The organism is Streptomyces silvae, assembly GCF_016745505.1.
Taxonomy (GTDB): domain Bacteria; phylum Actinomycetota; class Actinomycetes; order Streptomycetales; family Streptomycetaceae; genus Streptomyces; species Streptomyces silvae.
Window position 1 is genome coordinate 1 of record NZ_JAERUC010000182.1, and the last position, 24,024, is coordinate 24,024.

The window sequence follows — 24,024 nt, forward strand, 5'->3', positions numbered from 1 at the left end:
CTGCTCGATCTTGGCGATGTACGCCGCCGAGTACTGCACCCGGGGTGCGAACTGCTCCTGTGTCAGGTGCGCCTCGTCGCGCAGCGCCTTGAGCACGGCCCCGAACGTCTTGAGGCTGTCCGACGACTCCGGCTCGCCGCACTGTCCCCCGCCGCCGTTGTCCGAAGCCATGCCCGGCCACCTCTCCCCTGCGCTGCGCCCGCCTCCGGGGCACCCGTACCGCGTGTCATCAAGGGTTACGTAAAGTGACACCCCCAGTCCAGCGCGTGAACCAGTACAAGCCGATCTGTATGGGCGCCGTGCCTGCCGTCGGGCACTCCGCCCCCGCCAGGCTTTGCCCCATGCCGATCCCCCACAGCCAACCCGTCACCGCGGAGCGCGTCTTCGCCCAGCGCTTCTCCGCCACCCGCCGCGGTGCCCGTCTCGCGCGCCTGCTTGCCGGGCTGCAGTTGGTGGAGTGGGGGCATCCTCGCGGTGGCGGTGTCCACGACACGGTCACGTCCGTGGTCGCCGAGCTTGCCGCGAATGCCGTACTGCACGGCCGCGTGCCCGGCAGGGACTTCGCCCTGCTCCTCCGGCACGACGACGGCCGGAGCCTCGTCCGTATCGAGGTGTCCGACACCCACCCGGCCCGTCCCGTCCCTGTCGCGCCGGCCACCGACGAGGACCACGGCCGTGGCCTGGTCCTCGTCGGCGCCCTCTCCACCCGCTGGGGAGTCCATGACCGCGTCGGCCCCGGCAAGACGGTCTGGGCGGAGTGCGCCCTGGCCACGGGGGCCGGGAAGCCCTCGTAGGACCGACGGGGGCCACGCCTGTGTCAGCGCCCCCGTGGTGACCTGCCCGGTGGCCGGTCGGGAGCCGAGACCCGGGAGCCGCAGCCCCGAGTGCCGGATCCGAGGGCAGGGCCCAATGGCAGGTTCGAGCGGTGCCTTGATCCGGGTGGGCAGAAGAAGCGCGTAGCTCACCCCGCCCCGACCGGGCCGTACCGAGCCGCGGCTCGCCCTGCGCGCCGCCGCTTGGTGGAGTGCACCGCATGCCCTCCCAGCCCTCCCGAAGCAACCCTTCCGCACGCCGGGCGGTCCTACCGGGCGTCGCACGCGGAGCTTCAACCTCTGTCGACGCATACCGATGACCGAGTGGAAGGGTGGAGCACATGGAGATCGACCCTGACCTCTGCCTGGAGGTCCCTGAGGGCTTCGACGACACGGATGCGGACTCCCAGGTGCATCCCATGGCCCGGAAGCTGTTCTTCGCCACCACTGCGGCGGGAGCCTTCGGGAAGGCCCAGGAGTGGGTGGGGGAGTACAACATCCGCCTGGCAGACGTCTCATGGGATCACCTGTACGGCGAGGACGAGCCCTACATGCTGGGCATCTACTTCACGTTCGAGCCGGCCCCAGAGAGCAACTGACCCGAGGACGACTGGCCGAGGACGACTGACCTGAGGACGCCTACCTGAGGACGCCTACCTGAGGACGCCGGCCTGGGGCCGGACCCCGGCCCGGATCTCTCCGGGACCGGGGTGTGCCGTCCCCTGGGTACTCAGGGCGTGTACAGCGACTGCAGTCGGGTGATGCGGCCCTCACCGTCGAAGCTCACGTCGTATCCGAGGAGCATGGGTGCCTCGGTGGACGACCGCGCCTTCAGCCGGCTGACGAAGTCCGCCTGGGAGTACGACGCGGGATGCTTCGCGTCGCCGAGCGGGACCGACAGCAGCACCGTCGCGTCCTCGGCCATGGGCACCTCGGTGTAGGGCCCCTTGCCCGGGACGATGACCCATGCCTCGAACTCGGGGTGCGCCTTCTTCTGAGCGGGTCGCACCGACAGGTACGTCCGGCCGTCGGTGATCCGGGCATCGTCGATCTGCACGAACTGCTTGGTCCCGGCCCATGGGGCCGCGCTGGTCGACGACGCCGCAACCGGGCCGGTGTCACCGGCCGAGGCGGAGGCCGAGGGCTCGTCGCTGCCGGGCGCGGGCGTCGAGGCCGTCCCGTCGGCCGGTACGGAGGGCGACCCGCTGTCCGATGTGGCGGGCGTCGCCGAGGCCGCGGGCGCGGTGCCGGCCGACTGCCCCTCTCCCTTCCCGCCGCATGCGGTCAGGGCCATCAGGCTGAGGGCGAGGGCGGTGAGGCTACGCACGGTGGCGCTGCGGTGCGAGATGTGCATGGTCAAGTCCCCCCAAGGACAGCTGTGTTCTGGTTCCTTGCTCTCTACGCGCCGGCCCGCCCCGCAGGTTGCACCCTGGCCGCGTTCTTTTTCGGCGGGCACCGGAAGGCGTCGGTGGGCCTCCCCCCGGATCCGCGGGCGGCCTCATCCGGAGAGCCAGTACGCCTCTCTCAGCGACTGCACCCTGCCCTCGCTGTCGTAGTCGATCGCGAACACCCACCGGGGCCCGGCGCCCAGCCTGTCCACCAGTTCGCCCAGTTGTGTGTCCGCCGGCTTGCCGTCGGACAGCTGCCGCACCTCGACCAGGGCTCCCCTCGGCAGTGTCAGCGTGTGCACCACACCCCCGGGGGTTGCGGCTCCCCCCGCGATACGGGCCTGTTCGACGGTGACCCGCACCGTGTCGCCCCTCACCACCGCGCCGTACACATAGCCCAGTTCGGTGGCGTACTCGGCGCTCGGGCCGGGTGTCGGCGGCACGAACGGCGATGCGGCCGGTGCCGGTCCGGCGGCAGGGGGCTCCGATCCCCCTCCGGGGGCACGGACCAGCGACATTCCGCCCACGGCCAGCACCACGGCCAGCAGTGCGCCGCCGGATGCCAGTGCGGCCCGCCTGCGGCGCAGGCGCTGGTCGCCGCGCGCCCTGATCGTCTCCGCGGCGAGCGGCACCACCTGCCGCCTGCCCGACTCGGCGAGGTCGGCCAGACAGTCCTTCAGCCCGGTCTCATCAGCCATGGCGCACCTCCGGCAGGCGGTTCGTCGTCCGTGGGTCCAGTTCGGTGTCCGCCAGCAGCCGTGCCAGCGCCGCCCGGCCCCGGCTGAGGTGTGCCTTGACCGTACCGACAGGGCAGTCGGCCTCGACAGCCACCTGTTCGACCGTCAGGTCACACAGGTGGTGGAGCACCACGGCCCGTCGCTGTGCCTCGGGGATCTGCCGAAGCGCCTGGAACAGCAGCACATGGTGGGGTTCGGGCGGAGGTACGGCGGCCGGCGGGCCCTGCCGACGGGCGAAGGCGAGCGCGGTACGCACCTTCCGCCACCGGCTGACCGCCAACCGCCAGGCCACCGTGCGCACCCAGGCCTCGGGGGCGCCGTTCAGATCCAGTTCGGACCGGCGTTCCCAGGCGCGGGTGAAGGCCTCCTGGACCACGTCCTGTGCCTCGGAGAGGTCGCCCGTCATCGCGTACAGCTGGCCGACGATCCGGCCGACACTCGCGGCGTAGAAGGCGTCGAACTCGTGCTCGTCCACACCTCGTCCGCCGCGTCGGCCCTCCGGTGGTGGCATGGCTCTCCTCTCACGCCGTACGCGGCGCCACGCGGCTGGGCCCGCGACTGCGGCGACCGGACAACTCCCGTACAGCCGCCGGTGGTTCACAGGGGACCTTATCCAGCAAGCCGGAGCCGTCAGCCGGATGTGGGAGGCGGTGTCACTGCTGTGACAAAGTCCCGGCGGGGCGGCTTCTCCCGGCTCGGCCGGGCCGGTGAGCAGGTGATCGGGCGGAGCAGTCCATGATCAGCGGCAGTTCCTCCGGCTTCGCGCGCAGGCGGAGCCGCCTGCGCGCGAGCGGACCGCTGCCCGCGACGGCCGCGGTCCGGCCCGTCAAAGCGTCGGCTCACCGCCCCCGCTCGGCGCGTGGCTCAGGTCCACCACGCAGAAGATGTTGCCGTCCGGGTCGGCGAGCACCACGAAGTCGGGGTCCGACGGGTAGAGCTCCCAGTCGACCGTCTGCGCGCCCAGACCGATCAGGCGCCGGACCTCCGCCTGTTGCTCCTCGGCCGTGTCCACGAAGAGGTCCAGGTGGATACGGGGGCGGGGCTCGGCCGGGGATGTGCTGTGCATCAGGCCGAGGGCCCGGCCGGAGCCGTCGGGGTGGATGAGCGTCCGCCATGTGTCGCTCGCCCAGTCCTCGGTGGCGACCAGGTTCAGCGCCTCGGTCCAGAAGGCCACTGCGCGGGGGATGTCCGTGACACCGATGACAGGGATTCCGAGTCTCAGCATGGGGCGAGCCTAGGCCGTCTCTTTCGGATCTTGTCACTGCCTTCCCACCCGCCGAGCGGCAGGATGGCCGGATGGCGATGAGCAAGGTGGAATTGCTGGCCCTCCTGCGTGAACTCGACGACCCCAAACAGCTGGGGTGGCCGTTGAACTACGACCGCGCCGCGGCCCGCCTCGCGTTCGGCGGGCTGGTGCGCCGGCTCGAGACGGACCTCGGGGCCCAGTGCGAGTTCGAGCAGGACACGCAGGACTCCAGCGAGTACGGGCGTGCCCGCGTGCCGGCCGAGGCGACCGTCTGCGGGACGCGGATCGTGGTCTGCGTGAGCACGTTCGGCTCCCTCGCCGAGGTCTGCGCCGCCAATCCAGGGGCCTACTTCGGCACGGACGACGCCCGAGAGGAAGGCGCGCTGGACCCCGCCGACGCCACCGTGGAGCAGGCTCTGGCCGAACTCGGCTACGTGAGCGTCCCCGAGTTCGCTGACAGCCGGAAGTGACGCTCCCGCAGATCCCTCCCGTCCGCCGCTGTGGTCAGCAGTGGACGGTGATGGTGGGAGAGTCATGCCTTGGCACCGGGCATGCCGCTGGTGACGACGATCGTCGCCACGTCTCCGGTCTTCGTGCGTCCCAACCAGACGACGCCGCCGGACTCGGCCCAGAACGTGACGAGATCCGCTTGCTGCGACTCATCGCATACCCGTTCGCACCCGTCGGCCAGCTGCTCGGTATCGCGCGGGCCAGGGACCCCGTCCATGAACATGCGGAACGGTGCGGACAAGGTCGTCCACGCGCCTGCGTCGGCGAAGCAGCCGACATTGGCATCGGAGAAGAAGCGGGGCTGTTTGCCCGGCTGGAGCCGGGCGATGTCGTCCTCGACACCCAGGCCCATCTCCCATCCGACGACAGGGGCGTCGCTGATGCACAGGCGCGTCGCGGCGCACTGAACACCGTCGACGTGCTCGCCCATGAACTCGTACGGGCCCGCTGTCCACGCGATCTCCACCCGGTAGACGCCCGGGGGGATGCGCAGCGCCAGTTCCCGCGGGGGCCTGGCCGGCAGCCCCCTCCTGTACTCCCAGGCCTGGTCGTCGTGCCATGGCGCATCGACGACGAGCCGGCCGCTCGGTACGCGGATCGTCGTCAGCTCCTCGATCCCCGTCACGACTATCGGTGTTGTCGGATCGTCGTACACCGTCCCCAGGTGAGCACCGGGCGTGAAAGCCATCTCCAAGTACCAGGTGGCCTCGGGCCCGGCTGTCAGCCGCGCGTCCCCGACCCATTCCATGTCTCACTCCCTCCCCGCCACCCCGCCCGGGCGGTCAACTGAAAGCTACGTGGGCCCGCTGACACCGGCACTCCTTGCACTGTCGCGATCCGTGATCGATCCCCAAGGTCCGTGCCAGAACCCCATTCTCATGAACAAAGCCAGGCCTCAGCGGCAGGATCCGAAAGAGACGGCCAGAGCCTGGCCCGTAGATGATCCATGACTGGCGTGGGCGTGGATGTGGGCGCTGAACCGGGCTGCTGCACGCCACGGGCGCAGCAGCGGCCGGCCTGGCTGCGCCGCCGTACGTCGTTCGAGGGCGCAGCTCGTCGGGCCCGTGGTCAGCCCGCCGCCCCGGGACCCGGGCGCGGCGTCGGGCCGCGGGGCGGGGGCTCGTCCGGTGGCCGCGGGAGGTAGGTGACCTCGTCGTCCATCAGTTCCGTACGGGACCAGGTCCGGTAGTTCGCCGGAGGGAGGTCCGCGTTCGGCCAGTGCGGGTCGGCGGGCGTGTAGTCGTTCTCCGACAGGCCCGCGACCTGGAGCAGGTCCAGGAGCATGCGCTGTGTCAGGGGCTCGTCCAGGTACTCGGCGGCGTCCTCCGCTCCCCAGCGGACCACCGTCTCGGCTGCCCGGGCGATTCCCTCCACGGTGGCCGTGGGGAACGCCAGGGCGAGGGAGACCTTCACGATCTCGACGGCATCCTCTCCTCGCACGGTCTACCGCCTCCTTTCGCAGACGATGCAGAGGCCGACCAGGGCCGTGAAGAGCAGTCCCATCTTGCTCGTGTTCTGCGCCTGGCGCAGACACTCGCGCCGATCGAGATGCGCGTACTGCGGGGTCGACATGATGTCCCGGACGTAGACCTCCCAGTGGTCCTGCGCCCGCTTCCAGTCGTTGCGGTGGGCGACCCGGACCCAGGCATCGACGAACTCCTGCCGGGCGTGGTTGCCGTGGAAGTAGGGCCTCAAGTCGTCGATCAGCCCCGGGGGCCTGAGCCTCTGTCCCCATGTCCGCTGCCGGAAGAGCGAGTTGGCGGAGATCGACTTCACGCTGCCGATGCGCGTGGTGATCACATGTCCCGCGAATCCACCGATGATGGCCGGGACCAGGAGCCAGCCGAGGAGGGACAGGGCCCAGAGAAGGGTGTGCTTGGGCGCCTCGATGAGCGTGAAGACCTCGTACACGCCGCTGGGACTGCCGGCTCTGGCGGCGAAGACGTACAGCACCAGCAGGCAGAGGGCTATGGGGACGCCCCAGTCCAGCACCCACTGGGTGACGCCCTTCAGCGCCTTTCGCGATCTCCAGGCGCGGCGTAGTCGCGCGGTGATTCCGGACCGGCCCGGCGGCAGATTCAGGTGACTCGGGACAGGAACAGGACCGTGCACCAACTATCGCCCCCCGGCTGGTCAGAAGTGACAGGTACGCGGTCACCGGTCGCGTCACGCTCCCCCGCTGCCACAGTCGGCCGCGCGGGCGAAGGACAGGATAAGGGGCGTGCCGCAGGCTCCGGTCCTCCTGGACACATGGTGGATTTCCCTGGACCGTACGGGCTCTTGGGTGCCCCTCCGGTCACGTCAGCGGCCTGCGGTAGCGGACGTACTCGTTCCGGCGCCGGAAGCCCACGCTCTCGTACAGGTCGTAGGAGCGGTGCGGGTTCGCCGTGCCCGTGAAGAGTCTGGCCGTCGTGGCGCCGTGGTCGCGCAGGCTTCGCAGGCCGTCCAGCAGCAGGGCCCGGCCGATTCCGAGTCGGCGGTGGTCCGTCCGGATGCTCAGTTCCTCGACCTCGCCCAGGGTGCGGTCGTGCGGGCGGAGGGAGCAGAGGGCGGCCCCGACCATGTCCTGGCCCCTCCATACCGCCCGCCAGCAGGCCGGGTCGGCGGTGGCGGCGAAGTCCTGGAACGGCCATTCCTGGGTGAAGCCGGTGCCCGCGTACGAGTCCACCACCGTCCGCCAGGCCGCGCGGTAGTGGCTCGGCCCGATCGGTCCCGTCCGTAGCCCGGCCGGCAGTTCGGCGCCTTGCCCGGGCAACCGGCCCAGATCGGCCAGCTCCAGCTCGACCAGGCTGAAGACACGCCGGTAGCCGGCGGTGAGCAGCAGCTCCGTGGCGTCCTGCTCGGAGGCCGTGGCGTTCGCGCCGATCACCGCCGTGCGCGCCGTTCCGTGCTGTGCGACGAGCCCGCGGATCCGTTCCTCGGCCCAGCTCAGCATCGCCGAGCCGACGCCCTGCCGGCGGTGCTCGGGCAGGAGGTAGCCGCGGTGCAGGTAGAGCCACGTGCCGTCCCGCTCCCGCCACCACCGGATCGTCGCGTAGCCGACGACGTCGCCGCTGCGCGTCACCAGGATCTGGTTCCTGGACGGCTCCTCCAACGCGGCGGAGGCCTCGGCGATCTCCGGCGCCGTCGGAAGCCCCTCCACCACCGAACGGGCATCGGTCCCGTCCCGTACGGCGCAGCCCCGCCGCACCGCGGCCATGGCGTCGTGGACTTCGTCCGCGTCTCGATAGGGGTGGAATCGGAAGCCGGACGGAACGTCCTGTCCTGGTGCGCGATCTGGCATGCCCGGATGATCCCGCACGGCGGGCCCGCCCCGCCTCCCCATTCAGCTGCCGCTCAGCGGTGACCCCCAGGCGGATTCGTGCCGGGGCCTTCTCGCCAGGTGGGCGAGCAGCCGCGCCGCCGTGTCGGAGGCGGTGTCCTGCGGTGCTCCGACGGAAGCCAGTGCGGCGCCGAGCCGCGCCGCAGCCGTCTCCGGTAGGTCCAGGTCGTCGAGGAGGGGGATGAGCAACAGGAGGCGCTCGGCGGGGTGCTGGACTCCCTGAGCCGTGGGGGACGGGGTGTCCGCGATACGGATCAGCTCCTGCCAGGTCAGCCCGGACCCGGAGAACTCACCGTCCCCGCTGCCCATCCGTCGCACGGCACTCCCGCCCGGGTGCGTGAGGAGGTAGTCGGTGCCGTGGTCGCCGGCCAGGTTGCGGTGGATCACCACGACTTCGGCACCGTCCGCGGCCGGGACGCGGAACACCGGCCACCGCTCGGGGTCGAAGAGGACCTCGGACATGGCGTCCGTATCGGCACCGTCGTCGCCGAACCACTCCGGAGAGGGCCGCTCGGCGCTCGTCCCCTCGTCGCACCTCGCCAGAAGGTGGTTCGACCAGAAGCCCGGCCGGGCCAGCAGCGGTTCGCCCGGGACCAGCGGGGCGTCGTATCCCTTGATCAGCACCCCGTAAGCCTGCCACCGGCCGCCCGCGCCGCCTCCCACGGGCGGGTTACGGCTCCCCTCGGCCGGGTCACGGCGTCAGCACGATCCTGCCGAAGACCTCGCCCGCGTCCATCTTCCGGTGCGCCAGTACGGCCGCGTCCAGGGGCAGCACCTCGTGCACCACCGTCTCGATCTCGCCGCGGCCCGCTGCGGCGAACTGTTCGCGTCGTACGGCGTACCGGTCGGCCCCGGGCACGGTCGCCGCGCTGAAGGCGGCGAAGGACAGCGACTTCTGGAACGCCGCCATGATCCTCGTACCGAAGTCCGCGGGCGGCTGGCCCGCGACCGCGCCCACGGCCACCAGGCGGCCGTTCGGACGGAGCCGGTCGAAGAACGACGGCATGTCCTTCCCGGCCACGACGTCGATGATGACGTCGTACCCCGCGGGAGCGTCCTCCCCGCCTCCTCCCGAGCGGTCCAGGACGTGGGTCGCCCCGAGCCGGCGCAGCTTCTCCCCGCGCCCGGCCGAGGACGTGGTGACCGCGACCGCTGCGGCGCCGACGCGGGCGGCGAGCTGTACCGCCGTGATCCCGATGCTTCCGGCCGCGCCGCGTACGAGGACGGTCTCCCCGGGAGCGAAGTGGGCGTGGCGGAGCCCGAAGTGGGCCACCACACCGGCGCTGCCCAGCGTCACCGCGTCGACGGCGGAGAGGTCCTCGGGGAGGGGGACGATCTCCGTGACCGGCACGGCGGCCTGCTCGACGTAACCTCCGCCGGTTCCGGTGAACGCCCACACCCGCCGGCCGGTCCATGCCGGGTCGACGCCGTCGCCGACCGCGGTCACGGTGCCCGCCACCTCGCTGCCCGGGACGAAGCCCTCCTTGAAGCCGTAGGCCGCCAGGGCCCCGCTCCGGATCACCGTGTCGACGCCGCCGACGCCTATCGCCTCGGTGGCGATCAGCACCTGCCCGGCGGCGGGTGCGGGGTCCGGCAGGTCCACGGCGACCAGGCCCTCGGGGCCGCCGTACGTCTGGATCGCGAACGCCTTCACTGTCTCGTCTCCCGTACGTGTTCCAGGACCGCTGGTGCGCGGTCGTGCGCGATGCCCGCCACCGGCCCTCCACCTGCGCGGTTACCGCCGGCAGGGGCACGGGTGCGACGCGGGCTCCTCCGTCCGGACGTTAGCGGACGCCCCCGTCCGTTTGGCTAAAGTGAGAGCATGAGCGAGCGTTTGCCTCACACCCTGCGTTCCGACGCGCTGGACAACCGCGCAAGCCTCCTCGACGCGGCTCGGGCGCTGTTCTCCGCCGACGGTCTGGACGTGCCGATGCGGGAGATCGCACGGCGCGCGGGGGTCGGGCCCGCCACCCTGTACCGGCACTTCCCGACCAAGCAGACGCTGATCGCCGAAGCCTTCGCGGACCAGTTGCACGCCTGCCGCACCATCGTCGACGAGGGGTGCGCGGACCCTGACCCGTGGCGTGGTCTCCGCGGGGTGATCGAGAAGATCTGTGAGGTGCACGCCCTCGACCGGGGCTTCACCGAGGCCTTCCTGTCCACCGTCCCCGGGGGACCGGACCTAGCGGGCCGTGCGTACACGCTCGAAGCGCTCGCCGGTCTGGCCCGGCGGGCCAAGGACGCGGGAGGTCTGCGGCCCGACTTCGTCCTGGACGATCTCGTGCTCGTCTTCATGGCCAACAAGGGGATCCGCACCAGGTCGGCCGCCACCCAGGTCGCGGCCTCCCGGCGCTTCGCGGCGCTGGCGATCGAGGCGTTCGCGGCCGATCCTGAGCGAGCGCCGCTGCCCCCGGCACCCCGGCTGGCGACCGCGGCGAACAAACCGGCCGCAGCGAACAACTCTGCCGCGACGAACGAACCGGCTGCGGGGGGCGGTTCATGAGGCAGCCCGGCTGCCGCCGACCGGATCTGCTCAGCGCCCGCCCACTGCCGGGCTGGCCGGGCGCGGCAGTGGCTGCCGCCAGTCGCCCAGCGTCCTGACGAGGAACCGGCGGGCCGGAGCTCGTACGTCGTCCCATGCCGGGTCCACGGGCAGGTCGTCGGCCCAGAGGCCGGAGCGGCCGACGGCGTCTATCCCGCCGAGCCGGCGGCCTATGGCCTGGAGGTCGTGCAGGTCCTCGGGTCCGAGGACACCGCGCTCCCCCAGCCCTTCCGAGATACGGCAGAGGAGCTCCACCTCCTCGACCACGGACCGTGTGTCCTGCTCACGACCGTCCAGCCAGGCCAACTGGTCCTGGGTGTCGGCCGCGAGGAGTGCCATGAAGCGCAGCGTCAGGGTGCGCAGGTGGGCGTCGCCAAGATCGTTCATCCATCGAGGATCGCACCCGGGCGCAGCTCCGCAGCGGTCGCCCTGCTGGCAGGATGGCAGCGCCGAGGCCCACGGCGTGGCTTCGACGAGTGTCCGGACGAGGCGAGGAGCGCCCGAAGTGACGGGTGAGCTGCGGTGGTTCTGGGGCGTCGTCCTCGTCCCCGCCAACCTGCTGAACGCCTACGTCGCGTACGGGGCCCTCGTCCTCCAGCCCCAAGGAGTCTGGGACGAACACACCCTGACCGGGATCGAGGTCGCGTCAGCACTCGCGATCGTCCTCGGCGTCGTCATCACCTTGCTCGCCCTGGTCCCCGTCCGGCAGAAGGTGCTGAGCCGCTGGTGGCTGGCGCCCTCACTGGTCTTCCTCACGGCCGGCGCGGCGCGCTGGGCGTACATCGTCCACACCTATCCGCCGGTCCCGGGCCGCTGACGGGCTCGGCAGTCCGAGGTACCGCAGGTGGTGGGCACATCCTGACCCGGCCCGCCTTCCGCGCCGTTGCGGAGGAGTTCGCCGACGGCACCGGACAAGGCGGAGCTGACCCGCCACCTGCTGGCACACCCGCCATGGCGTGTCCTGACTGTGGACGCTGAAGCGCTCGAAGCACATGAGGCCGCCGCCCACACCCGGAGGTGACTGGCGGACATGCTCGGACTTCCGGAAGCTCTGGCCCCGGCGCGACAGCCGCCGCCCGCGGGCCCACCGGCTGGCCGCGGGGCGCCTTCAGTTCAGCCGTGCCGGCCCGAGGACGGGCGGCCACAGGCCGTCCCCGGAGGGGCTGACATCGCCGTCCTCCCACCCGGGGTCGGAAGCACAAGGCCCGGTGGCGCCACCCATGAAGTACTCCCGGTCCGGGAACCAGGTGAAGGACATCCGCTCGCCCCCGCCGTCCCGCTGGACAAACAGGTCCCAGTCGCCGGCAGCGCCGCCTTCGCGGTAGGACGTGACCTCCCAGCCGTTTGCCTTGAAGTGCTGGTGCAGCCGGCGAAGGCCGGGGACGGCCCGGCCGGCGGGTACGCGGTCGAGCGCCCAGCGGTGGCTCATCCGGTAAGCGCCGTCCACGGTCTCATCGAGGCTGAGCAGTCCTCCGCCGTAGCAGTAGCCGGAGCCGAGCGTGTTCTCCGTGCTGACGCCGATCTCCTCGACCCCTGGCTCCACGATGCGCGTGAACCCCATGACGTCGTACGCCTCCTGGGAACGCTGGAAGGCACGGTCCGCCATCTCCTCGGGAGCGACGCGGGGAAAGTCCGTCGTCGACCCCCAGGCGAGCTGAGCGACCAGAACACATGCGACGGCGAGCGCGGCGCTTACGCATCCGAGGATCGCGAGGACGGACGAGCGGGACCGTGACGTGGTCGGCGTAGGAGCTGGTGCGGTGGCCTCGGGCATACGGGGACGGTATGACCGAGGACCGTGCGGCGGATGGGCCCGGCTACCCCCGGGACGTAGGTACACGTACTCAGCCGGCATCCCGAGGAGGTGCGGAACGGCTGGGCTGCTGGTCGTCGGCAGTCCAAGCACCTCCTGCACGCAGGAACGCGCCCAGCACGGTACGCGCCTAGCACGATTACGGAGTGACACGCCCCGGCCCGCGAAAACGATCACTGCATGGTGTGCCGTATGCGGTGTTCGATGTTCCTTTCTGGCGATGTGCCCGAGGCTGGGTGGCCCGAGACAAGATCACGGAAGGACCCGGCCATGACCGCTGCGGCACAGGACATCATCACCAGCAAGCTCGAGCGCACCTTCGACAGCATGGACTCCAACCACGACGGCTACCTGGACTGGACGGACTACCAGCGGCTCGCCGACCGTTACATCAGCGCCTACAAGCTGGCGAGGGACGACCGGCGGGCCAGGGCGCTCCAGACCTTCTGTCAGATCTACTGGCTGGAGCTGCTGCGGCACGCCGGCGTGGACGGGGACCGGCTGACGAAGGGCGAGTTCATCACGGCCAACCGGCTCGCCGTGATCGACACCAGCCGGCTCAATGTGACCGAGGGCGGCGGCCACGCGATCTTCGATGTCATCGACGCCGACGGGGACAACGAGATCAGCAGGGACGAGTTCGCCCGCTTCCTGAGGGACGTCTGGAAGACCGACGCACCCGACGCGACGGACATGTTCGCCCGGCTGGACACCGACGGCGACGGGATGATCTCGCGCCAGGAGTTCATCCGCGCGGTGCGCGAGCACTTCCTCTCCGACGACCCGGACGCGCCGGGCGGCCTGTTCTTCGGGCACGTCTTAGCCCGCCCGCTTCGAGGCGTCGCCCGCGGGCGACGCCTCGACGTACCTGAACGGGGTGGTGGGGCGGCCCCGTGCGCGTCACGCGGGCCGGCACCGGTGGTTCCTACTTCTCCGTGACCGGCTGTTCGTCCTGTTCGTCGGCGGTGGCCGGGGTTCCGCCCGCCACCGTCGCCCTCCGGGTGCCGATCGCCGGGGCGAGGAGGACCGCCACCGCGACGAACGCCAGGACGACGATCATGGCGGACCGCAGGCCGTAGTGGTCGCCGAGGAAGCCGAGCACGGGCGGGCCGACGAGGAACGCGATGTAGCCGATCATCGCGACCAGGCTGACGCGGGCCGCCGCGTCGGGGCCCGAGTCGCCGGCCGCCGAGAGGGCGACGGGGAAGCCCAACGAGGCGCCCAGGCCCCAGAAGAGGACGGCCGCACCCGCGAGGACCGGCGAGTCGGCGAAGATGACGAGGGCCAGTCCGAGGGCGGCGGACAGGGCGCTGGCCCGGACGACGGGGGCGCGGCCGAAGCGGTCGATGAAGAAGCCGCCGCAGAAGCGGCCGAGCGTCATGGCGGCGGCGAAGCCCGCGTAGACGGCCGATCCCAGGGCGGGGTCGACGCCGTGGCCGTCGACCATGAGCAGCGGCAGCCAGTCGTTGGCGGCGCCTTCGGCCAGGGCCATCGCGAGGATGATCCCGCCGATCAGCAGCAGGCGCCGGTCCTTCCAGACGGCGGGGCGGGCCGGTGCGGTGCCGCCGTCGGCCGTGTTCCGCCTGGTCCTGCCGACGCCGGCGGGGATGGCCCGGATGGCGTACGCGAACATCCCGGCCGTGACCACGGCCATGCCGCCCAGGTGCCACTGCACCGGGAACTCGACGGCGGTGCAGAGGATGCCTAGCGCGGCTCCCACGACGGTGCCGAGGCTGAAGAAGCCGTGCAGCGTGGGCAGTACGGTGCGGCCGGTGATCCGCTCGACCTCCGCACCGTCGATGTTGACGGCCACCTCCCCGCCGCCCATCCCGGCCCCGAAGAGGAACAGTCCGGCCGTGACCGCGGGGGCGGAGGAGAACAGGGCGCCGCAGCCGATGGCCACCGACCCGGCCACGATCAGCGCGGTCCCCACGCCCATGACGGGCCGGGTACCGAACCGGGCGACCAGCGCGCCGGAGCTGAGGATGCCGAGCATCGAGCCCACGGACAGGCCGAAGAGCACCAGGCCCATCTGGGCCGTGGACGCCCCGAGTTGATCCCTGATGTCGGGTGTACGCGTCACCCAGGAGGAGATCGACAGGCCGGGTATGAGGAAGAAGAAGAACAGGGACGCCCGTCGGCGGCGTGTGGCCAGGTCCATCAGTGACGCGCTCTTTCAGGAGTGCACGGCCGGGCGGACGCCGCCCCCCGGATGAGTATGTACAAACGTACACTCCTGTGCGCGAGCCCTCCAGAGGCTTGCGGAGGCGGCCGCGCTCCGGGGCCGTCCGTGTTCCGGAGGCGGCCCGGACCTGCTCTAGAGCCAGCCGTGCTCCCGGGCGATGCGGACGGCGACGTGGCGGTTCTCCGCGCCGAGCTTCATCGCGGCGGACGAGAGGTAGTTGCGTACGGTCCCGCTGGTCAGCGAGGCGCGGGCGGCGATGTCCGCGACCGGTGCCCCGTCCTCCGCGTACGACAGGAGCTCCGCCTCCCGGGGTGTCAGGGGTGACTCACCGGCGGCGATGGCGTCGGCCGCGAGCTCCTGGTCGACGTAGCGGCCGCCGGTGTGGACGGTCCGGATGATCCGCGCCAGCTCTTGCGCGGAGACCGTCTTGGGGACGAAGCCGCGCACCCCGGCGCTCAGCGCGCGCTTCAGGGCTCCGGCCCTGGCATGGCTGGTGACGATCATCGTGGCGCAGCCGGGCACGGCGCCCCGCAGCTGGTCGGCGACCGCGACCCCGTCGAGGCCGGGCATCTGGAGGTCGAGTACGGCGACGTCGGGGCGGTGGGCCCGCGCCATCGCCAGGGCCTCGTCGCCGGTCGCGGCCTGCGCGACGACCGTGATGTCGTCCTCCAGGGTGAGGAGCGAGGCGAGCGCGCCCCGGATGAGGTGCTCGTCGTCCGCCAGCAGGACCGTGATCATGCGCCTTCCTCCCAGGGGATGCGTGCGGTGAGGCGGAAGGTGCCGCCGCTGTGTTCGACGGCCAGCGTGCCGTTCAGTCCGGTCAGGCGTTCCCGCAGGCCGCTCAGGCCCGTACCCGTGCCGGGTCCCTCGTCGGGTGCGCCGTCGTTCTCCATCACGAGCAGGGCCGTGGTCGGGCCCGCCGTACGCAGGGCCATGGTGCAGCGGGAGGCGCCCTGTGCGTGGCGGAGCACGTTCGTCGTCGCCTCGCGCACCACCCAGCCGAGGGCCGACTGCACGTCCGGGGGCAGGCGGTCGGCGGGCCCGTACTCGATGCGGCAGTCGATGCCGGCGGCCTCCAGGACGGAGCGGGCTCCGGCGAGTTCGGTGTGGAGGTCGGCGGTGCGGTAGCCGCGTACCACCGACCGGATCTCCCGCTGCGACTCCCGCGCGATGCGCTGCACCTCCTCCATGTGCTCGACCGCCTCGGGCCTGCCGCGCCGGGCGAGCTGCGCCGCGAGTTCCCCCTTGAGCGCCACGACCGCGAGGTTGCGGCCCAGGACGTCGTGCAGATCGCGGCCGAAGCGCAGGCGTTCCTCGGCGACGGCCAGGCGTGCCTGCGTCTCGCGGGCGGCCACCAGTTCCTCGACGAGCCGGACGCCCCAGCCGGAGGCCAGGGACGCGGTGGCCATGAACGGCACCATGACCGCGGTGGCGCCGATGAGGAGGATCAGGGTCTCGCCCGACAGCCCCGCCACCGCCGCGCCCGCCACGGACGCGACCGACAGGACGGCCACGAGGGCCGCCCCCGCGCGCAGTCCGAGCCCCAGCACGGGCGGCCCTGCGTAGAACATCAGCAGCCACAGCATGTAGGCCGTCAGATCGCCGTTCTCGATGCGGCCGGACGACAGCATCACGCAGCCCCAGGCCGCCATGGCCGCGGTCACCGCCGTGTACGCCGCCGCCGGCCCGTGGGGCCGCGGGCCGAGCGAGAGGTAGTGGTACAGGGCGGAGCGCCACAGCAGGAGCTGGATGCCTGCGTGCGCCACGCCCAGCACCATCACGGTGGCCGTGACCAGCGGGCCGAAGCCGCCCCGTACGACCCAGATCGTCCACAGCCCCACCTCGCAGAAGGACATGAAGCCGACGCTGCTCACGGCGTAGCGGCGGTACCGGCTGGGGCCGTCGGGGCCGCCGAGCCTCTCCACCCACTCCTCCACGCTCATGGTGCTCATGGTCCCCAGCTTCCTCGTCGGTGCGCCCGCGTATGCCCCGGCGTTCTGTCAACTGCGCGGGCCCCAACGGAACCACTGCCGCACTCCGAGGGCCGCCACACCTGTCCAGGCCAGGGCGGCGAGCAGCAGGCGGATCTGGTCCAGGCCGCCGAGGCCGCCCGTCCAGCCGCCCTGGAGGAGATCCATCACCGGTGAGAAGGGCAGCCAGGCGCTGATGTCGCCCGCCACGCCCGGCAGTACCCCACGCGGTACGAACATCCCGGAGCCGACCATGCTCAGCAGCCAGAACGGCAGGAAGGTCAGCTGCGCGCTCTCTGCCGTCCGGGTGACCGCGGCCGTCAGCGCGCCCGCGGCGACGAGCATCGCCACACCCACCAGCAGACCGAGGACCACCAGGTGGGGCGCCGCGGGGGCGGGTGCGTCCAGGACCACCGTCAGGCCGACGATCAGCAGGACACACTGCACCAGCGCCAGCATCAGAGCCGGGAGCGCTCCGCCCGCGAAGATCTCCCAGTCGCGCACCTCGCCCGTACGCAGCCGCTTGAGCACGAGGCTCTCCCGGCGGGTCACGTACACGCCGACCAGATTCGAGTAGACGGAGAAGAACAGCGCCAGACCCAGCGAACCGGGCAGCAGGACGGTGGCGATCGACAGGCCGGTGCCGCCCAGGTCCAGGCCCTTCACCATGCCCCGCATCGAGAAGGCCGTGACGGCCGGCACGAGGAGTGCGGTGACCAGCGCGGCCCTGCTGCGCAGCAGGAGCGTCAGCTCCGCGCGGCCGAGGGCGGCCAGCCGGGCCGTGGCCCCGCTGCGCGCGGGCGCGGTCGTCCCCGGTCGTGTCACGCTCGCGGTCGTCGTCATCGTGTCTCCCCGTTCCCGGTGCTCGCGGTGGTCCTGGTGTTCGCGGTGGTCCTGATGGTCCCGTGGTTGCCGGGGCTCCTGGTGGTCCCGTGGTTGCCGGGGCTGCCGGTGCTCTTGGTGGTCCCGTGGCGCCCGGGGTCGCCGGGGTCCCCGTGGTTGCCCGGGTTCCCGAAGTCCTCGAAGCCCTTGGCGATCTCCATGAACGCCTCTTCCAGCGACGCCGACCGCGCGTCGAGTGCGTGCAGCGTGACGCCCGCGTGGTGGGCCCAGCTGAGCAGCTCGGTGGCCGTGCGCTGGAGGTCCCGGGTCTCCAGCCGTACGGTCCCTCCCTCGTCGGAGTGCCGGGTCACGCCCATCGCCGCGAGCGGTGGCAGCTCACCGAGGAAGCGGTCCCGGGGCAGCTCGAAGCTGATCCGGGAGGGCCGCTCGGCCACCACGTCGGCGACCCGTCCGGTGGTGGCGATCAGCCCCTGGTGCATGATCGCCAGCCGGTCGGCGAGCTGTTCGGCCTCCTCCAGGTAGTGCGTGGTGAGCAGCACGGTCGTGCCCTGGGCCTTCAGCTCGCGGATCAGGTCCCAGGTGTCGCGGCGGGACTGGGCGTCCAGGCCGGTCGTCGGCTCGTCGAGGAACAGCACCTCGGGCCGTCCGAGCAGGGCCAGTGCGAGGTCGAGGCGGCGGCGTTCGCCGCCGGAGAGCTGCTTGACGCGGACGGCGCGCCGGCCGGACAGGCTGGTCAGTTCGAGCGCCTCGTCGACGGGCCGGGCGCCGGTCGTGCAGCCCGCCCACATCCGTACGGTCTCCAGGACCGTCAGCTCCGGCGGGAAGCCGCCCTCCTGGAGCATCACCCCGATGCGGTGGCGGACCTTCCCCCGGTCGTGGAACGGGTCGTGGCCCAGCACCCGCACGCTCCCGCCGGTGGGGACGTCCTGGCCTTCCAGGAGCTCCAGCGTGGAGGTCTTGCCGGCGCCGTTGGTCCCCAGCAGGGCGAAGAGCTCGCCCCGGGCGACCGTGAAGTCGATCCCGCGTACGGCCTCGAAGCCCCGATAGCTTCGCTTCAGTCCGATGGTTTCGATGACTGCGTTCATGTCCTCCACACTCCCGGCGATACGGGGCCGGGGGCAGTGCGGTGTGTCATCAGCTCCGTATGACGGCTGTCATGTCCACAGGTGACAGACCGCACGGCCGCACCACTCGTGCCGGGCGTCGGGCCTGCGTCCGGCGCGGCGGGCCCGAGCACGGAAAATCCCCGTTCCGGAATTGCGGAACGGGGATTTCCTCACGTATATTGAGTGGTTCTGTGTGCCCACAGAAAAGGCCCCTCACCGGGGCCACTAGAAACACCATATCCGGCAGGGAGCGATTTTGTCAACTCGCGAAAACGTCGAATTGCAGAAGGAACAGGAATTCATCGACCGGCTCTACGACCGTGTCGACGCGCTGCGCGGGGTCACCGCACAGCGCGTCGAGGACGCCCTGACCCCGGTGGGGAACAACCTGCAGGCCCGGCTCGAACGCGATGTGCTCGTCTCGGAGCGTTCCGGGCTGCTGGCCGCCCTGAATGCGGTGGACGGTTCGCTGTGCTTCGGCCGAATCGATCTCCGTAACGGCGTCGCGCACCATATCGGCCGTATCGGAATTCGTGAGGACGACACCGAGCACACGCCCCTTCTGATCGACTGGCGGGCACCGGTCGCCCGCCCCTTCTATCTCGCCACCGGGCATACGCCGATGGGGCTGCGCCGACGCAGACACCTCACCACCGAGGGCCGCACGGTGACCGAGCTGCACGACGAGATCCTCGACCTGGGGGACGACGAGCGCACCGGCTTCGAGGACCCGAGCGGCGACGCCGTGCTGCTCGCCGCGCTGAGCTCCGCCCGCACCGGCCGCATGGGCGACATCGTGCGGACCATCCAGGCCGAGCAGGACCGCATCATCCGCGCCCCGCACCGTGGGGTCCTCGTCGTCGAGGGCGGGCCCGGCACCGGAAAGACGGCGGTCGCGCTGCACCGGGCCGCGTTCCTGCTGTACGAGCACCGGGAGCTGCTGGCCAAGCGCGCGGTCCTGGTCGTGGGCCCCAACCCGGCCTTCCTGCGCTACATCGGCGAGGTGCTGCCCGCGCTCGGCGAGACCGGCGTCATGCTGGCCACGCAGGCCGAGCTGTTCCCGGGCGTCCACGCCCGGGGCACCGACACCCCCCGCGCGGCGGCCGTGAAGGGCGGCGCGGGCATGGCGGAGGCGCTCGCCCTCGCCGTACGCGACCGGCAGGCGCTGCCCGAGCCTGGCGCGCCCCTGGTCATCCCGCACGACGACGGCGACCTGGTCCTGGACTGGGAGATCGCCTACGAGGCCCGGCAGGCGGCCCGCGAGACCCGGCTGCCGCACAACCTCGCCCGCCCCTACTTCAGCTTCCACGTCATCGACGCCCTCACCCGGCAGCTCACCGAACGCATCGGCGCCGACCCGTACGGCGGGCCGAACTTCCTGGGCCCGGACGACGTCGCCCAGCTCGGCAAGAGCGTCGCCGCGAGCGAGGAGGTGCACGCCGCCGTCGGTGAGCTGTGGCCGCTGCTCACCCCCGAGGACTTCCTCGCCGACTACCTCGCCGAGCCGGTGTACGTACCGGACGAGGACGCCGAGGCCATCCGGCGCGCCCCGGGCGACCGGGAGTGGACACCGGCCGACGTCCCGCTCCTCGACGAGTCGGCCGAGCTGCTCGGCTCCGACGACAGCGCCGAGCGGGCCGCCGCCGAGGCGGAGCGACAGGAACGGGTCGCGTACGCGCAGGGCGTCCTGGATCTGTCCCGGGGCTCGGAGACGTACGAGTTCGAGGACGAGGAGGACTCGGAGGTCCTGGCCGCCCACGACATCATCGACGCCGAGCGGATGGCGGAGCGCCAGGAGGAGGCCGACCACCGCAGCGCCGCCGAGCGGGCCGCCGCCGACCGGACCTGGGCGTTCGGCCACATCATCGTGGACGAGGCGCAGGAGCTGTCGCCGATGGCCTGGCGGCTGCTGATGCGCCGGTCGCCGACCCGCTCGCTGACCCTGGTCGGCGACCCGGCGCAGACGTCCGAGGAGGCGGGCATCGGCTCCTGGGAGAAGATCCTGGAGCCGTACGTCGGCGACCGCTTCGAGCACGTACGGCTGGGCGTCAACTACCGTACGCCCGCCGAGATCATGGAGCTGGCGGCCAGGGTCGTACGGGCCGAGGACCCGTCGTTCGAGCCGCCCGGTTCGGTGCGGTCCACCGGCGAGAACCCGTGGACCCGGGACGCCGGCGCGGACCTCGCGGGCGCGGTGGCGCGGGCGGTGGAGGAGCTGACCCCCGAGGAGGGCCGCCTCGCGGTGATCGCGCCGCGTGCGCTGCACGAGGAGATCGCGGCCCCGCTCGACGGGATCACACCGGGCGCCGAACCCGACCTCACCCGGCCCGTGGTGCTGCTGGGGCCGCGCGAGGCGAAGGGGCTCGAATTCGACCATGTGCTGGTCGTGGAGCCCGGGAGGTTCGGGACGAGCGACCTGTACGTGGCGCTGACCCGCGCCACGCAGCGCCTGGGCATCGTGCACCGGGAGGAGCTGCCCGAGTCGCTGCGCTGACGCGCGGGTCCGGGGGCGCGGGTCTGGGGGGGCGCGGGTCTGGGGGCGCGGGTGCCGTCGCGGCTCGCCTCACTCGGCCAGGAGTTGCTCCAGCAGGTCCGGCTCCTCCGCGCACTGCTCCTCCAGGTCCGCGACGCCCTTCGCCACGACGTCCCTCAGATGGGCCGGGCAGGCCAGCACCTCGGACCCGAACTCCTGGCCCGCGGCCACGGCTTCGGCTTCGGCGTCCGCGTCGGGCTCGTAGAGGCGTGCAACGCGAGCCATGAGGTCCTGGGTGCGCTCGCCCCGGCGCGCATGGCCGTCCGGGTGGGCGCACGCGCCGCCGTCGAAGCCGTCGGCGGTCAGCGTGGTGGCGGCGGCACGGAGGATGCCCAGGATCTCCTGGGCAATGCCGGACGACAGGTGCAGGGACGTGGCCGCCGTGGCCGTCAGGAGCAGCAGGACGGTGCGGTCGGCGGCGGGTCCGTCGGGCCCCAGTGCCTCGTAGCGCCGGGCGGCCCGGAGAGCCGCCTCCTCGGTGGCCGTCCCACGTCCGGGCAGTTGCACACGGGCCGAACTTCAGTGCGGGGGTCGGTCCCGGCGCTCGGAGCCCGGGTGCCGGGGTCCGAGCGCCGGAAGGGGGAGTTTCACCCGCCCGAGGGACGGAATCGGCGCTTCTGCCCGGCACTTGAGCTTCGGGATCCGGGCGTCGGGATGCGAGAGCCGGGATCCGAGGGCCAAGATCCGAGCGACGCCTTTCACCGGTGGGGAAAGAAGGGGTTGGGGAAAACCTCCCCGACCTCCCTGACCCGTCAAACCCCGCAACGACCCCCGCACAGCCAGCAAGTATGACTAATCGTGACCGACTTGCGGCGGAGCGTCGCGGCTGCCTACGGTGCGAGAACTGAACGACCCCGACGCGGTGTTGGCGCACCAGGCCGGGGTCTCACCCAAGATCGACACCTTAGGAATCCCGATCTCATGGCTACCCAGCACATTAGCTCCGCCCCTCGCACGCCCGCACCCTCCCGCCCGTACCCGATGGCCTCCCCCGGTTACGGCAAGCGGACCATGCCCGATCAACACCCGCGCACCGCAGCGGACTTCACCCTGCTCCCGGCGCGCGAACGGCAGATCGCCGGGTTCATCGAGCAGCTGCCGGACGGCGCGGCGATGGACGTCAAGAGCCTCGCCAAGCAACTCCCGCTCTACGGCCAGCAGGCCGTGGGCTCGGCCCTCAAGGCGCTGTCCACCGCCGGATATCTGCGCCGCGTACGGTGCCTGGTCGGCGAGCCGGGCCAAGTCCGCTGGGTCTTCCGGACGTTCTGGTCGCGTACGGCCCGGGACAACGAGTGGTGGGCCGCCACCGAGGCCTCCCTCACCTCCGCCCCGGCCGCCGCGCCTGCGCCTCCGGTGCCTCTCGCGGCGCCCGCACCTCCCGCTCCGGCCGCCCTCCAGCCCGTGCCGCCCGCCCTGGTGGCCACGCCGGCCCCCGAGCCCGCGCCGCCCGCCCTGGCGGGCTCCCAGGCCGCACCCACTGCGCCCACCGCGCCCACCCTGCCCCAGCAACGCACCCCGGTCACCCCTGCCCCCGACGCCCCCTCCCCCGCCTACCTCGCCCTCGCGCGGCTCGGCCGCATCGACTCCCGGCTGGCCCTGTCCGCCGCCGACTGCGCGGCCCTGGAGGCCCGGGCCGCCGAGTGGCTCGCGCGTGGCGTGGACACCGACTACCTCACGCAGGCCCTCGTCGCCGGGCTCCCCGAGCGGGTGTCCTCCCCCGTGGGCCTGGTCCGCCGCCGCCTCACCGACAAGATCCCCCCGCACGCACCGGCCGCACCGACGCCGCCCGCACCGGACGCGCCCGTACACCGCGTGATGCTGGAGTGCACCAGGTGCGGCACCCCGGGCCGCCCCGAAGCCCTGCCCGACGGCCTGTGCCGCCCCTGCCGCGCGCCCGGACAGGACACCGCGCCCGTGACCCCGCCGGACCGGCCCGGCGAGCAGGACGTCCGTACGCTCGCCGCCGGACTCAGGGACCTGCTCAAGTCCCCTTGAGGCCCGGGCCCGCGTCATGGCGTACACCCACGGCGGCCGCCGGGGCTGCCGCACCCCACCGCATCGGGCACAGGATGTCGGGTCCGGCAGGGTGGGCCCTTCCTAACGTGAGGAAGCACAAGGGAAGGAGACCGGGATGCTGGACCGGCTGAACCAGGCCATGGAGCACATCGAGTCCCAGCTCGACCAGCCCGTCGACGTGGGCGCTCTCGCGCGCCTCGCGATGACGTCGGAGTACCACTTCCGGCGGATGTTCTCCGCGCTGGCGGGCCTGCCGCTGTCGGAGTACGTCCGGCGCAGACGGCTGACCGTGGCGGGCGCCGAGGTGCTCGCCGGTGACCGGACCCTGCTGGACATCGCGACACGCTACGGCTACGGCTCGGGCGAGGCCTTCGCGCGGGCGTTCCGCGCCATGCACGGCGTGGGCCCGGGCGAGGCCCGGCACACAGGTGCCGCGCTGCACTCCCAGCCCCGGATGTCCTTCCGCCTCGTCATCGAAGGGAACAGCAGCATGCGCTACAGGATCGTGGACAAGGACGCCTTCCAGGTGGTCGGCAGGAAGGCCCGCGTACCGCTCGTCCATGAAGGGGCCAACCCGGCCATCGCCGACTTCATCCGGAGCATCGCCCCGGACACACTCCAGCGCATCGCGGCGCTGGCCGACCAGGAGCCCGCGGGGATCGTCGGAGTCAGCGACCAGCTCGACCCGAGCCGGGCCGAAGGCACCGAACTCGACTACTACCACGGGGTGGTGACGGGAGCCGAGGTCCCCGAGGACCTGGACGCCCTGGCCGTCCCGGCCGGGCTCTGGGCCGTGTTCGAGCACTCCGGCCAGTTCCCGGAGGCCCTCCAGTACCTCTGGCGGGACGTGTTCACGCAGTGGTTCCCGTCGAATCCGTACGCCAGCAGGCCGGGCCCCGAGATCCTGGGCGTACGGCTCTCCGAGGACGGGACCCAGGCGGACGCGGAGCTGTGGATCCCCGTGGAACGGTCCACCGCCTGACGGCCGTTCCGCGCGGTCG

At 72.0% G+C, this 24,024-nt stretch carries 28 protein-coding genes; 9 read left to right on the forward strand and 19 right to left on the reverse strand.

What is annotated here, in order from left to right:
- The coding region (locus JKV81_RS28735; RefSeq protein WP_202078526.1) for a helix-turn-helix domain-containing protein at positions 1-171 on the reverse strand (171 nt) is incomplete at its 3' end.
- 170 nt (positions 172-341) lie between these two features.
- Here JKV81_RS28735 and JKV81_RS28740 point away from each other — a divergent pair.
- Together JKV81_RS28740 and JKV81_RS28745 are read left to right on the forward strand one after the other, a co-directional pair.
- Entirely contained in the window at positions 342-794 is a 453-nt protein-coding gene (locus JKV81_RS28740; RefSeq protein ID WP_202078528.1) for an ATP-binding protein, read from the forward strand.
- Positions 795-1,153: 359 nt separating this feature from the next.
- Complete coding sequence (locus tag JKV81_RS28745; protein ID WP_129263378.1) at positions 1,154-1,411, forward strand: hypothetical protein; 258 nt, start codon at positions 1,154-1,156, stop codon at positions 1,409-1,411.
- 131 nt (positions 1,412-1,542) lie between these two features.
- On the opposite strand, the gene JKV81_RS28750 is transcribed toward JKV81_RS28745, so the two are convergent.
- The 4 genes from JKV81_RS28750 to JKV81_RS28765 form a co-directional block, all read right to left on the reverse strand.
- Entirely contained in the window at positions 1,543-2,166 is a 624-nt protein-coding gene (locus tag JKV81_RS28750) for a hypothetical protein (RefSeq protein ID WP_129263381.1), read from the reverse strand.
- 144 nt (positions 2,167-2,310) lie between these two features.
- Positions 2,311-2,898, reverse strand: coding sequence for a hypothetical protein (locus tag JKV81_RS28755; RefSeq protein ID WP_129263384.1), 588 nt, complete (start codon positions 2,896-2,898; stop codon positions 2,311-2,313).
- The gene (locus JKV81_RS28760) at positions 2,891-3,448 is read right to left on the reverse strand and encodes a SigE family RNA polymerase sigma factor (RefSeq protein WP_202078530.1); all 558 of its coding nucleotides are present in this window, start codon (positions 3,446-3,448) and stop codon (positions 2,891-2,893) included. Before JKV81_RS28760 ends, JKV81_RS28755 begins: the two co-directional genes overlap by 8 nt.
- A gap of 315 nt (positions 3,449-3,763) precedes the next feature.
- Positions 3,764-4,162: a VOC family protein gene (locus tag JKV81_RS28765; protein ID WP_202078532.1), complete on the reverse strand. Its 399-nt coding sequence runs from the start codon at positions 4,160-4,162 to the stop codon at positions 3,764-3,766.
- Positions 4,163-4,233: 71 nt separating this feature from the next.
- Here JKV81_RS28765 and JKV81_RS28770 point away from each other — a divergent pair, with 71 nt between their 5' ends.
- Positions 4,234-4,653, forward strand: coding sequence for a hypothetical protein (locus JKV81_RS28770; protein WP_236058043.1), 420 nt, complete (start codon positions 4,234-4,236; stop codon positions 4,651-4,653).
- Between the two features lie 62 nt (positions 4,654-4,715).
- Here JKV81_RS28770 and JKV81_RS28775 read toward each other — a convergent pair whose 3' ends face one another.
- The 6 genes from JKV81_RS28775 to JKV81_RS28800 form a co-directional block, all read right to left on the reverse strand.
- Positions 4,716-5,441, reverse strand: coding sequence for a DUF4241 domain-containing protein (locus JKV81_RS28775; RefSeq protein WP_202078534.1), 726 nt, complete (start codon positions 5,439-5,441; stop codon positions 4,716-4,718).
- Between the two features lie 320 nt (positions 5,442-5,761).
- Positions 5,762-6,133, reverse strand: coding sequence for a hypothetical protein (locus JKV81_RS28780; RefSeq protein WP_129263396.1), 372 nt, complete (start codon positions 6,131-6,133; stop codon positions 5,762-5,764).
- A gap of 3 nt (positions 6,134-6,136) precedes the next feature.
- On the reverse strand, positions 6,137-6,685 hold the full coding sequence (locus tag JKV81_RS28785; RefSeq protein ID WP_241748452.1) for a DUF6313 family protein: 549 nt from the start codon (positions 6,683-6,685) through the stop codon (positions 6,137-6,139).
- A gap of 304 nt (positions 6,686-6,989) precedes the next feature.
- Complete coding sequence (locus JKV81_RS28790) at positions 6,990-7,976, reverse strand: GNAT family N-acetyltransferase (RefSeq protein ID WP_202078536.1); 987 nt, start codon at positions 7,974-7,976, stop codon at positions 6,990-6,992.
- Between the two features lie 42 nt (positions 7,977-8,018).
- The gene (locus tag JKV81_RS28795) at positions 8,019-8,639 is read right to left on the reverse strand and encodes a hypothetical protein (protein ID WP_202078537.1); all 621 of its coding nucleotides are present in this window, start codon (positions 8,637-8,639) and stop codon (positions 8,019-8,021) included.
- Between the two features lie 67 nt (positions 8,640-8,706).
- On the reverse strand, positions 8,707-9,669 hold the full coding sequence (locus JKV81_RS28800; RefSeq protein WP_202078539.1) for a zinc-binding dehydrogenase: 963 nt from the start codon (positions 9,667-9,669) through the stop codon (positions 8,707-8,709).
- Positions 9,670-9,837: 168 nt separating this feature from the next.
- Between JKV81_RS28800 and JKV81_RS28805 the strand changes: the two genes are divergently transcribed.
- A complete protein-coding gene (locus JKV81_RS28805) occupies positions 9,838-10,518 on the forward strand; it encodes a TetR/AcrR family transcriptional regulator (RefSeq protein ID WP_202078541.1) in 681 nt (226 codons plus the stop codon).
- Between the two features lie 30 nt (positions 10,519-10,548).
- Here JKV81_RS28805 and JKV81_RS28810 read toward each other — a convergent pair whose 3' ends face one another.
- The gene (locus tag JKV81_RS28810) at positions 10,549-10,944 is read right to left on the reverse strand and encodes a hypothetical protein (protein WP_129263411.1); all 396 of its coding nucleotides are present in this window, start codon (positions 10,942-10,944) and stop codon (positions 10,549-10,551) included.
- Between the two features lie 118 nt (positions 10,945-11,062).
- On the opposite strand from JKV81_RS28810, the gene JKV81_RS28815 reads away from it, so the two are divergent.
- On the forward strand, positions 11,063-11,374 hold the full coding sequence (locus JKV81_RS28815; protein WP_129263415.1) for a hypothetical protein: 312 nt from the start codon (positions 11,063-11,065) through the stop codon (positions 11,372-11,374).
- A gap of 291 nt (positions 11,375-11,665) precedes the next feature.
- Here JKV81_RS28815 and JKV81_RS28820 read toward each other — a convergent pair whose 3' ends face one another.
- Positions 11,666-12,331 (reverse strand): hypothetical protein, encoded by a 666-nt coding sequence (locus tag JKV81_RS28820; RefSeq protein WP_202078543.1) that lies wholly within the window; start codon positions 12,329-12,331, stop codon positions 11,666-11,668.
- 309 nt (positions 12,332-12,640) lie between these two features.
- Here JKV81_RS28820 and JKV81_RS28825 point away from each other — a divergent pair, with 309 nt between their 5' ends.
- Positions 12,641-13,309, forward strand: coding sequence for an EF-hand domain-containing protein (locus tag JKV81_RS28825; protein WP_202078545.1), 669 nt, complete (start codon positions 12,641-12,643; stop codon positions 13,307-13,309).
- On the opposite strand, the gene JKV81_RS28830 is transcribed toward JKV81_RS28825, so the two are convergent.
- The 5 genes from JKV81_RS28830 to JKV81_RS28850 form a co-directional block, all read right to left on the reverse strand.
- Entirely contained in the window at positions 13,296-14,531 is a 1,236-nt protein-coding gene (locus JKV81_RS28830; protein ID WP_202078547.1) for an MFS transporter, read from the reverse strand. The genes JKV81_RS28825 and JKV81_RS28830 overlap by 14 nt on opposite strands.
- Positions 14,532-14,687: 156 nt before the next feature.
- Positions 14,688-15,293 (reverse strand): response regulator transcription factor, encoded by a 606-nt coding sequence (locus JKV81_RS28835; RefSeq protein WP_129263424.1) that lies wholly within the window; start codon positions 15,291-15,293, stop codon positions 14,688-14,690.
- Positions 15,290-16,507, reverse strand: a complete 1,218-nt coding sequence (locus JKV81_RS28840; RefSeq protein WP_372444263.1) for a sensor histidine kinase — start codon at positions 16,505-16,507, stop codon at positions 15,290-15,292. The genes JKV81_RS28835 and JKV81_RS28840 overlap by 4 nt, the downstream gene beginning before the upstream one ends.
- 48 nt (positions 16,508-16,555) lie before the next feature.
- On the reverse strand, positions 16,556-17,368 hold the full coding sequence (locus tag JKV81_RS28845; protein ID WP_129263427.1) for an ABC transporter permease: 813 nt from the start codon (positions 17,366-17,368) through the stop codon (positions 16,556-16,558).
- Complete coding sequence (locus tag JKV81_RS28850) at positions 17,365-18,453, reverse strand: ABC transporter ATP-binding protein (protein ID WP_129263430.1); 1,089 nt, start codon at positions 18,451-18,453, stop codon at positions 17,365-17,367. The genes JKV81_RS28845 and JKV81_RS28850 overlap by 4 nt, the downstream gene beginning before the upstream one ends.
- Positions 18,454-18,754: 301 nt before the next feature.
- Between JKV81_RS28850 and JKV81_RS28855 the strand changes: the two genes are divergently transcribed.
- Positions 18,755-20,968, forward strand: a complete 2,214-nt coding sequence (locus JKV81_RS28855) for a HelD family protein (protein ID WP_202078560.1) — start codon at positions 18,755-18,757, stop codon at positions 20,966-20,968.
- A gap of 69 nt (positions 20,969-21,037) precedes the next feature.
- Here JKV81_RS28855 and JKV81_RS28860 read toward each other — a convergent pair whose 3' ends face one another.
- Positions 21,038-21,514, reverse strand: coding sequence for a hypothetical protein (locus JKV81_RS28860; RefSeq protein WP_129263433.1), 477 nt, complete (start codon positions 21,512-21,514; stop codon positions 21,038-21,040).
- Between the two features lie 414 nt (positions 21,515-21,928).
- Between JKV81_RS28860 and JKV81_RS28865 the strand changes: the two genes are divergently transcribed.
- Both JKV81_RS28865 and JKV81_RS28870 read left to right on the forward strand, forming a co-directional pair.
- Entirely contained in the window at positions 21,929-23,002 is a 1,074-nt protein-coding gene (locus tag JKV81_RS28865) for a MarR family transcriptional regulator (protein ID WP_164992682.1), read from the forward strand.
- A 136-nt stretch (positions 23,003-23,138) separates the two neighbouring features.
- Positions 23,139-24,005: an AraC family transcriptional regulator gene (locus tag JKV81_RS28870; RefSeq protein WP_202078548.1), complete on the forward strand. Its 867-nt coding sequence runs from the start codon at positions 23,139-23,141 to the stop codon at positions 24,003-24,005.
- The last annotated feature ends 19 nt before the right edge of the window (positions 24,006-24,024 follow it).

Bases quoted from the DNA above. Each gene is read 5' to 3' on its own strand.
- JKV81_RS28770 (WP_236058043.1), top strand. From the start codon at position 4,234: ATGGCGATGAGCAAGGTGGAATTGCTGGCCCTCCTGCGTGAACTCGAC.
- JKV81_RS28740 (WP_202078528.1), top strand. From the start codon at position 342: ATGCCGATCCCCCACAGCCAACCCGTCACCGCGGAGCGCGTCTTCGCC.
- JKV81_RS28745 (WP_129263378.1), top strand. From the start codon at position 1,154: ATGGAGATCGACCCTGACCTCTGCCTGGAGGTCCCTGAGGGCTTCGAC.
- JKV81_RS28870 (WP_202078548.1), top strand. From the start codon at position 23,139: ATGCTGGACCGGCTGAACCAGGCCATGGAGCACATCGAGTCCCAGCTC.
- JKV81_RS28830 (WP_202078547.1), bottom strand. From the start codon at position 14,531: ATGGACCTGGCCACACGCCGCCGACGGGCGTCCCTGTTCTTCTTCTTC.
- JKV81_RS28835 (WP_129263424.1), bottom strand. From the start codon at position 15,293: ATGATCACGGTCCTGCTGGCGGACGACGAGCACCTCATCCGGGGCGCG.
- JKV81_RS28825 (WP_202078545.1), top strand. From the start codon at position 12,641: ATGACCGCTGCGGCACAGGACATCATCACCAGCAAGCTCGAGCGCACC.
- JKV81_RS28865 (WP_164992682.1), top strand. From the start codon at position 21,929: ATGGCTACCCAGCACATTAGCTCCGCCCCTCGCACGCCCGCACCCTCC.
- JKV81_RS28790 (WP_202078536.1), bottom strand. From the start codon at position 7,976: ATGCCAGATCGCGCACCAGGACAGGACGTTCCGTCCGGCTTCCGATTC.
- JKV81_RS28765 (WP_202078532.1), bottom strand. From the start codon at position 4,162: ATGCTGAGACTCGGAATCCCTGTCATCGGTGTCACGGACATCCCCCGC.
- JKV81_RS28845 (WP_129263427.1), bottom strand. From the start codon at position 17,368: ATGACGACGACCGCGAGCGTGACACGACCGGGGACGACCGCGCCCGCG.
- JKV81_RS28840 (WP_372444263.1), bottom strand. From the start codon at position 16,507: ATGAGCACCATGAGCGTGGAGGAGTGGGTGGAGAGGCTCGGCGGCCCC.
- JKV81_RS28850 (WP_129263430.1), bottom strand. From the start codon at position 18,453: ATGAACGCAGTCATCGAAACCATCGGACTGAAGCGAAGCTATCGGGGC.
- JKV81_RS28775 (WP_202078534.1), bottom strand. From the start codon at position 5,441: ATGGAATGGGTCGGGGACGCGCGGCTGACAGCCGGGCCCGAGGCCACC.
- JKV81_RS28755 (WP_129263384.1), bottom strand. From the start codon at position 2,898: ATGGCTGATGAGACCGGGCTGAAGGACTGTCTGGCCGACCTCGCCGAG.
- JKV81_RS28805 (WP_202078541.1), top strand. From the start codon at position 9,838: ATGAGCGAGCGTTTGCCTCACACCCTGCGTTCCGACGCGCTGGACAAC.
- JKV81_RS28810 (WP_129263411.1), bottom strand. From the start codon at position 10,944: ATGAACGATCTTGGCGACGCCCACCTGCGCACCCTGACGCTGCGCTTC.
- JKV81_RS28760 (WP_202078530.1), bottom strand. From the start codon at position 3,448: ATGCCACCACCGGAGGGCCGACGCGGCGGACGAGGTGTGGACGAGCAC.
- JKV81_RS28750 (WP_129263381.1), bottom strand. From the start codon at position 2,166: ATGCACATCTCGCACCGCAGCGCCACCGTGCGTAGCCTCACCGCCCTC.
- JKV81_RS28820 (WP_202078543.1), bottom strand. From the start codon at position 12,331: ATGCCCGAGGCCACCGCACCAGCTCCTACGCCGACCACGTCACGGTCC.